5 protein-coding genes are annotated in these 8,119 nt (G+C 68.8%); 2 read left to right on the top strand and 3 right to left on the bottom strand.

Going from position 1 to position 8,119, the window contains the following annotated elements; genetic code table 11:
• Positions 1 to 546 precede the first annotated feature (546 nt).
• Positions 547 to 1,689, top strand: a complete 1,143-nt coding sequence (locus tag AC1DYP_RS07610; RefSeq protein WP_477045821.1) for an acyltransferase family protein — start codon at positions 547 to 549, stop codon at positions 1,687 to 1,689.
• A 122-nt stretch (positions 1,690 to 1,811) separates the two neighbouring features.
• Here AC1DYP_RS07610 and recN read toward each other — a convergent pair whose 3' ends face one another.
• The 3 genes from recN to lpxC form a co-directional block, all read right to left on the bottom strand.
• On the bottom strand, positions 1,812 to 3,506 hold the full coding sequence (gene recN / locus AC1DYP_RS07605; protein ID WP_477045820.1) for a DNA repair protein RecN: 1,695 nt from the start codon (positions 3,504 to 3,506) through the stop codon (positions 1,812 to 1,814).
• A 127-nt stretch (positions 3,507 to 3,633) separates the two neighbouring features.
• Positions 3,634 to 4,668: an outer membrane protein assembly factor BamD gene (locus AC1DYP_RS07600; protein ID WP_477033537.1), complete on the bottom strand. Its 1,035-nt coding sequence runs from the start codon at positions 4,666 to 4,668 to the stop codon at positions 3,634 to 3,636.
• A 153-nt stretch (positions 4,669 to 4,821) separates the two neighbouring features.
• Positions 4,822 to 5,718 carry a UDP-3-O-acyl-N-acetylglucosamine deacetylase gene (gene lpxC, locus AC1DYP_RS07595; RefSeq protein WP_477033536.1) on the bottom strand — a complete coding sequence of 299 codons (897 nt, stop codon included), beginning with the start codon at positions 5,716 to 5,718 and terminating at the stop codon, positions 4,822 to 4,824.
• A 288-nt stretch (positions 5,719 to 6,006) separates the two neighbouring features.
• On the opposite strand from lpxC, the gene AC1DYP_RS07590 reads away from it, so the two are divergent.
• Complete coding sequence (locus AC1DYP_RS07590) at positions 6,007 to 8,109, top strand: S9 family peptidase (protein WP_477045819.1); 2,103 nt, start codon at positions 6,007 to 6,009, stop codon at positions 8,107 to 8,109.
• Positions 8,110 to 8,119 lie beyond the last annotated feature (10 nt).

The following is an 8,119-nucleotide window of genomic DNA, read 5'->3' as shown; positions in this document are numbered from 1 at the left end:
ATGGAGGCCCCCGACGGGCAGGAAATTGGCGTTCCCTGGACCACCTGGGCGATTTCAGCCCAGGCCTGCCGCGTCCGCCGATCCTCCGCCGCCTGGGTTTCGTCCCGTGTTTCAGGAACCTGCCCAGGACCGTCGCGAAGGCGTCCATCTAAAGACCACCGACGAACGCTTCCCGCTCGACCACCCCCGAAAGCCGCATCGGTCGCCGTACGTGCGCCCTCCCCGTGCCTTCAGGTGGGATCAGGATACGGGCGGTCCGGAAGGGTGAGGACCAAAACGGGTCGAGAAAGTTCAGGGCGTTGAAATCGCTGGAGTTCGTTCCTTATCCGCTGAGCGCAAACACCCTTCCCTCCCCTTCATGGGGAGGGTGGCCCTGGCAGCGCCAGGGTCGGGTGGGCTTGCTGACTCAGCGAGCAAAGCCTCCGTCCCACACCCTGCACCGATCCCCCACCCGACCCGCTGCGCGGGCCACCCTCCCCACAGGGGGGAGGGAAAGATAGCAAGCTGGCCCATCCCTTGCTCCGACAGGCCAAAGGAGCCCGCCGCATGTCCCAAACCGCCACGATGTCCCGAAACGGCGCGCCCCAGAACACGGGCCTGTCCCGTGGCGGCGCCCTGGACCTCCTGCGGTTCGTCGCGGCGCTGTTCATCGTGCTCTATCACGTGGCCGAACGAGCCCCGGTGTCGCTGTTCGCCATCCATCCGGCCTTCGGGCGCGGCTACCTGGCCACCGACTTCTTCCTGATGCTGTCGGGCTACGTCCTGGCCAAGACCTACGGCGCCAAAATCTTGCAAGGGGGCGTCCTCCAGCATGGCGTGACCACCGGCGAGTTCCTCAAGCGCCGCCTGCTGCGCATCTGGCCCGCCCACCTGGTCATGCTGGCGCTGTTCGTGACCTTCGTCCTGGCCACCAGCGCCGTCGGCCTGGCCCCGCAGAACCCGCAGTGGTTCCAGTGGAGCCAGCTGTTGCCGCAGGTCTTCCTGATGCAGGCCTGGTTCGTGCCCGGCCCGTCGGGCTGGAACATGCCGACCTGGACCCTGTCGGCGCTGATCGTCTGCTATGCCGGCTTCCCGGCCGCCTGGCGGGCGACGGCCAAGATCGCTTCGCCCTGGACCACCCTGGCGATCGGCGTGGCGATCTTCCTGGTCGTCGACTACGCGGCCAAGGCGCTGACGGGGGTTTCGGCCCACCAGTTGCCGCTGCGCTTCGGCCTGGTGCGCGGCGTCCCGCTGTTCATCCTGGGCATGCTGATCGCCCGCCTGCCGACCACCATCGCCCCCAAGCTGGCCGACGGCCTGGCGATCCTGGCCGGCGTCGGCGTCCTGGCCCTGCAGGTCGTGGGACGCTTCGACCACGCCAGCCTGGCCCTGCTGGGCCTGCTGATCTATGCCGCCGGAGCCTCGGGCGCCAAAGGTTGGAGCTGGGCAAGCCTGGCGGGCCGCCTGTCGTTCTCGCTGTTCCTGACCAACCAGCTGGTCGCCGTGGTCTGGTTCGGCCTGCTGCGCGCCGCGGCCGGCAAGCTTGGCTTCGAAGGCCCGGCGCTGTGGCTGACCTGGGCCATGGCCCTGCCCGCCTGCGTCGCCGCCGCCTGGCTGTTCGAACGCTTCGTCGACGCCCCGCTGCAGGTGTGGATCAAGGGCTGGTCGCGTCGGGAGCCGGCGATCAAGGCGGAGCCGGCCCTGGCCTAACTCGAGCTGTCATCCCGGACGTAGCGAAGCGAAGATCCGGGACCGACGCGTGAACGCCGCGCTTCCGGCGGTCCCGGATCGGCGCGCTACGCGCTTGTCCGGGATGACAACGCGATGTGGCTTTACCCGATCAGCGCCTTGGCCGCCGCCCGCGCCGCCTCGGTGACTTCCGCCCCCGACAGCATCCGCGCGATCTCTTCCTGGCGCTGGGCGGCCGACAGCGGCTCGACCTGGGTGCGGGTCGAGGTGTCGTCGCCGGACTTGGCGATCCGCCAGTGGGCGTCGGCCCGGGCGGCGACCTGGGCCGAGTGGGTGACGACCAGCACCTGCGCATTCGCCGCCAGGCGCTTGAGGCGCAGGCCGACGGCGTCGGCCACGGCCCCGCCGACGCCCTGGTCGACTTCGTCGAAGATCATCAGCGGCTGGGGCCCTTCGCGGCCCGCCAGGGCGGCCTTCAGGGCCAGGGCGAAACGGGCCAGTTCGCCGCCCGAGGCGATGGCCTCCATCGGGCCGAACGGCGCGCCGGGATTGGTCGAGATCTCGAAGGCCACGCGGTCGATCCCGGTCGGGCCGGCGCGCTCCTCGTCCAGCGCCTCGACGGCGACGCGGAACCGGGCCTTTTCCAGCTTCAGCGGCGCCAGCTCGCTCTCGACGGCGGCGGCCAGGCGGTCGCCGGCGGCGCGACGTTCGGCCGACAGGGCCTGGGCCGCGTAGAGATAGCCGTCGCGGGCGTCGGCGGCCTCCTGCTCGGCGGCCTTCAGGGCCTCGCCGGAGGTCTCGATGGCCTGCAGCTGGGCCGCGAACTCGGCGCGCTTGTCGGGCAGCAGCTCGACGGCGACGTTCAGCTTGCGGGCCATGCCGCGCAGGGCGAACAATCGCTCCTCGGCCTTTTCCAGGCGGTCGGGCTCGAACTCGAAGCTCTCGGCGGCGGCGTCGATGGCGGCGGCCGCCTCCTGGGCCTCGACCAGGGCGCGGTCGACCGCCTCGCAGGCGGCGGCCAGGCGGCTGACGGCCGGACCGTCGGCGGGGGCGCCGGCGTGGATGGCGCGCTCGCGGGCCCGTTCCAGGGCGCGGAAGGCGCTGGCCAGCTTGCCCGACAAGGCGTCGCCGCCCAGGGCGTCCGACGCGGCGGCGATGTCGGCCAGGGCCTTCTCGGCCGAGCCCAGCAGGGCCCGCTCCTCGGCCAGCTGGGTCTCCTCGCCCTCGCGCGGGTCCAGCCGGTCCAGCTCGGACAGGCGCAGGGTCAGTTCCTCGGTCTCGACGGCGGCGCGGTCGGCCAGATCGCGCAGGGCGGCGGCCTTTTCGCGGGCGGCGCGCCAGGCGCTCCAGGCCGAGGCCACGGTCGCGACGCGGACCTGCCCGAAGGCGTCCAGCAGATTGCGGTGGGTGCGCACGTCCAGCAGGCCGACGGTTTCGTGCTGGCCGTGGACCTCCAGCAGCAGCGCGCCCAGGTCCTTGAGCACCCCGACGCTGGTGGCCTGGTCGTTGACGAAGGCGCGGCTGCGGCCGTCGGCCGACAGCTGGCGGCGCAGGACCAGGTCCTCGTCGCGGGCGTAGTCCAGGCCCTTGTCGTCCAGATAGGCGAAGGCGGCGTGGTCGGCCGGCAGGGCGAAGATGGCCGTGGCGCTGGCGTGGCCCGCAGCCCCCCGACGAACGAGTCCGGCGTCGGCCCGGGCGCCGGTGGCCAGGCCCAGGGCGTCCAGGATGATCGACTTGCCGGCCCCGGTCTCGCCGGTGAGCGCGGTCAGGCCCGGACCTATGGCCAGGTCCAGGCTTTCGATGAGCACGACGTCGCGGATGGAAAGGCCGATCAGCATGACGCGCAGGATCGCCGGGAATCAGGGTTTTTCAAAGGGGGCTTGTTCTCGGGACGTTCTCGCGGGCCCGGAAGGCCCCTCCGGAACGGAAAACGGGCCGATCCTGGAGGATCGGCCCGCTTGAAATCTACATCCCCAGGATGCCCATGACGCCGCCCTTCTTGGGCTTGGCCGGCGGCTTGGCCTCGGCCGGCGTCGTGGTCGTCGTCTCGCCCGGCGCCTTGGCCGGTTCCGGCGCCGTGGCGGCCGGCGGCGGCAGGGTGGTGTCCTTGTCGTGGATCAGGCGATCCAGCACGTTCTTCTTGTTGCCCGCCTTCAGCGGCTCGACGGCCGGCTTGAGGTTGTTGGCGGTCAGCAGCTTGTAGGCCTCGGCGTACCAGGGATCGCCCGGGAAGTTGTAGCCCAGCACCGCGCCGTTGCGCTTGGCCTCGTCCAGCAGGCCCAGGGTCAGGTAGCTCTCGACCAGGCGGTAGAGGGCCTCGGGCGTGTGCGAGGTGGTCTGGTGACGGTCGACCACGGTGCGGAAGCGGCCGATGGCCGCCAGGGTCTGGCCGTTCTTCAGATAGTAGCGGCCGATCGTCATTTCCTTGCCGGCCAGCTGGTCGCTGACCATGTCGATCTTCAGGCGGGCGTCCTGGGCGTATTCCGAGTTGGGATAGCGCTGGACCACGTCGCGCAGCGAGGCCATGGCCTGCTCGGTCGCGGCCTGGTCGCGGTTCACGTCGACGATCTGCTCGAAATAGCAGATGGCCTTCAGATAGTAGGCGTACGAGGCCGACGGGTTGCCCGGATACAGGCCGATGAAGCGGTCGGCGTCCGAGATCGCCTCGTTGTACTGGTTGCCCATGTAGTGGGCGTAGCCGGTCATCAGGATCGAGCGGCGCGACCATTCCGAATAGGGGTGCTGGCGCTCGACTTCGCGGAAATAGTCGACGGCCTCGTTCCAGCTGCCGCGGTCCAGGCGATTGGCGCCGGTCGAATAGAGCAGCTCCACCGGGCGCTCTTCGTACGCCAGGGTCGGCTTCTTGCGCTTACCGGCGCAGGCGGAGACCGACAGGGCGACCAGCACGGCGGTCGCGACGACAGCGACCTTGCGTCCCGAGAAATTACGAAGCACGGACTTTTCACCCTCGAAGCAAACGTGCGCCCCTGCGCCGTGCAAGGCTTCTACACCACGCCGATGCGGGCGCAAATGGAAGCCGAGCCGTGACGAGGATACGCCCCAAGACGCACCCCCAGGGAATCCGTCCAAACGCTACAGACATCGGCTTTTTGACCAAATCAGGTCGAAGACCAAGGCCTTGGTATCAGATTGTCAGACGGCCTCGGCCAATTCCACCGAATGGGCGCGCATGCGCCAGGCGGCGGGGTTGGCCATCAGGGCCCGGACGATGGCGTTGTTCAGGCCGTGGCCGGCCAGAACGCCTTCGAAACGGCCGATGATCGGCGCGCCCAGCACATAGAGGTCGCCCACCGCGTCCAGCGCCTTGTGGCGCACGAATTCGTCGGGACGGCGCAGGCCTTCGGGGTTCAGCACGCGGTCGCCGTCGATGACCACGGCGTTCTCCATCGAGCCGCCGCGGGCCAGGCCGATGGCGCGCAGGGCCTCGACGTCGCGGACGAAGCCGAAGGTGCGGCAGTCGGACAGCTCGGCGCGGAACGATTCTTCGTCGATCGTCAGGTCGACGCGCTGGCGGCCGATGGCCTTGCTGGCGAAGGCGATCTCGAAGGCCACCTCGAAGCGGTCGCTCGGCGACAGGCTGGCCAGCTTGTCGCCCTCGACGACCGTCACGGTGTCGAGGATTTCGATGTAGCGGCGGGCGGCTTCCTGCTTGCGGCGGCCGGCGCGGTCCAGGATCTGGACGAAGGGCTCGGACGAGCCGTCCATGATCGGCACTTCGGGCCCGTCCAGCTCGACCACGCAGTTGTCGATGGCCAGGGCGGCCAGGGCCGCCATCAGGTGTTCGATGGTCGAGACGCGCACGTCGGCGGCGTTGTTGATGACGGTGCCCAGCTGGGTCTGGCAGACGGCGTCCGGCTTGACCGGCACGCGGTTGTCGCGGTCATGGATGTCGGTGCGCACGAAGACGACGCCGGCGTCGACCGGCGCGGGGCGCACGGCGACCCGCACGTGCGAGCCCGTGTGCAGGCCCACCCCGGCGAAGATCACCGGTCCGGCGACCGTATGCTGAAAATATGCCGAAGCCGACACTAGAAACCCTTATCTTACCAGCGGGGCGGTTCACCGACCGCCTTCTCGCCCCACGTACCATTTAGGGACAATGCTGCGTCGCGGCAAAGCAAGTCCTGTTTCCGATTGTTACCTTCCTAATGAACTGTTTTTAATGACTTTTTTGGCCATCTCACGGTCATTATTTTGTCGCATTGCAAAGCTTGAGGGCCAACAGCGCAATCTTGCCCCCTCCCCTGGCCTAGCCGGCACGTCGTCGCTAGGCTCAAGCCGCTTTATCGGCGCCAACATCTCCCGGATCCCGTTTCGATGACCAAGACCTTGCGCATAGCCGCTTCCGCCCTCGCCTTGTCCATGGCCGCGTTCGCCGTCGCGCCGGCCGCCCTGGCCCAGGGGGCTCAAGCGGGCCGCGGCTTCACCGCCAAGGACATGGTGCAGCTGGAGCGGATCAGCGATCCGCGCGTGTCGCCGGACGGTCGCTTCGTTGTCTACAGCGTACGGACGATGGATCTGCCGGCCAACAAGGCCTCGATGTCGTTGTGGATCGCCGACCTGAAGGCGAAGATGGCGCCGCGCCGGCTAGCGGTTTCAGACGGCGGCGCGAGCGGCGCCCGCTGGTCGCCCGATGGCAAGGGCCTGTACTTCGTCTCGGGACGGACCGGCGGCCTGGACCAGGTCTACCGCACCGACGCGGCCGGCGAGACCGCCGTCCAGGTGACCAGGGCCCCGTTCGACGTCGGCGCCTTCAAGATCGCGCCCGACGGCAAGACGATCGTCATCGCCCTGGCGGTCTTCCCGGACTGCGATACGCTGGAGTGCACCAAGGACAAGCTGGCCGCCAAGGGCGGGCAGAAGACGACCGGCGTGGTCTACGACAAGCTATTCATCCGCCACTGGGACACCTGGAACGACGGCCTGCAGAACCACCTCTACGCCCTGAAGCTGGACGAGGCCGGCGTGGCGACGGGCGCGCCGGTGGCGCTGATGAACGGCTTCAACGGCGACACGCCGACCAAGCCGTTCGGCGGCGACGAGGACTTCGCCATCTCGCCCGACGGCAAGACCGTGGTGTTCTCGGCCAAGCCGGCCGACCGCGAAGAGGCCTGGAGCACCAACTACGACATCTGGCGCGCGCCGCTGGACGGCTCGGCGGCTCCGGCCAACCAGACCACGGCCAACAAGGCCATGGACTCCCAGCCCACCGTCTCGCCGGACGGCAAGGCCACGGCCTGGCTGGCCATGAAGCGCCCGGGCTTCGAGGCCGACCGCATGGCGATCATGATCCGCGAGGGCGACGCAATCCGCGAGCTCTCGCCCACCTGGGATCGCTCGGCCCAGTCGATCACCTGGAGCGCCGACGGCAAGACGATCTACACGACCGCCGAGGACATCGGTCAGACCAAGCTGTTCGCGGTCGACGTGAAGTCCGGCAAGGCCACGGCCCTGACCGGCGAAGGCCATGTCAGCGCCATCAGCCTGGGCGGCGGGACCCTGGTCTACGCCCAGGACAACCTGAAGGGCCCGGCCCAGCTCTACGGGCTCTCCACCGGCAAGAAGGTCGGGGTGCCCATCAAGCTCACCAACAACAATGCCGAGGCCCTGGCCGGCGTGGCCATGGGCGATGCCGAGCAGTTCAGCTTCCCCGGCTGGAACGGCGAGACCGTGCACGGCTACGTGGTCAAGCCCGCCAATTTCGATCCGGTCAAGAAGTATCCGGTCGCCTTCCTGATCCACGGCGGCCCGCAGGGCAGCTTCGGCAACCTCTTCCACTATCGCTGGAACGCCCAGACCTACGCCGGGGCCGGCTACGCCGTGGTGATGATCGATTTCCACGGCTCGACCGGCTACGGCCAGGCCTTCACCGACGCGATCAGCCAGCACTGGGGCGACCGCCCGCTGGAGGACCTGCAGAAGGGCTGGGCGTTCGCGACCAGCAAGTACGGCTTCCTCGACAAGGACCGCGCCTGCGCCCTGGGCGGCTCGTACGGCGGCTTCATGGTCAACTGGATCGCCAGCCAGTGGAAGGAGCCGTGGAAGTGCCTGGTGAACCACGACGGCATCTTCGACAGCCGCTTCATGGGCTATTCCACCGAGGAGCTGTGGTTCAGCGAGTGGGAGAACGGCGGCCCGCCCTTCGCGCCCAACACCACCTACGCCAAGTTCAACCCGGCCGACCACGTGGCCGAGTGGAGCGTGCCGACCCTGGTCGTCCAGGGCGGCCAGGATTTCCGCGTGCCGCTGGAAGAAGGCATCGGCACCTTCACGGCCCTGCAGCGCAAGGGAATCCCCAGCAAGCTCCTGTACTTCCCCAACGAGAACCACTGGGTGCTGAAGGCCCAGAACTCGGTGCAATGGCACGACGAGGTCCAGAAGTGGCTCGATCAATGGACCAAGGGCGAGCCCGCCAAGTAATACGCTTATA

It is taken from the genome of Caulobacter sp. P1_D6, assembly GCF_056406095.1.
Note: the sequence above shows the minus strand (reverse complement) of the source record. Positions and strands in the feature narration are given on the sequence as shown.

Excerpts from the sequence above, each read along its gene's own strand:
- AC1DYP_RS07610 (WP_477045821.1), top strand. The coding sequence starts at position 547 with ATGTCCCAAACCGCCACGATGTCCCGAAACGGCGCGCCCCAGAACACG.
- AC1DYP_RS07590 (WP_477045819.1), top strand. The coding sequence starts at position 6,007 with ATGACCAAGACCTTGCGCATAGCCGCTTCCGCCCTCGCCTTGTCCATG.
- recN (WP_477045820.1), bottom strand. The coding sequence starts at position 3,506 with ATGCTGATCGGCCTTTCCATCCGCGACGTCGTGCTCATCGAAAGCCTG.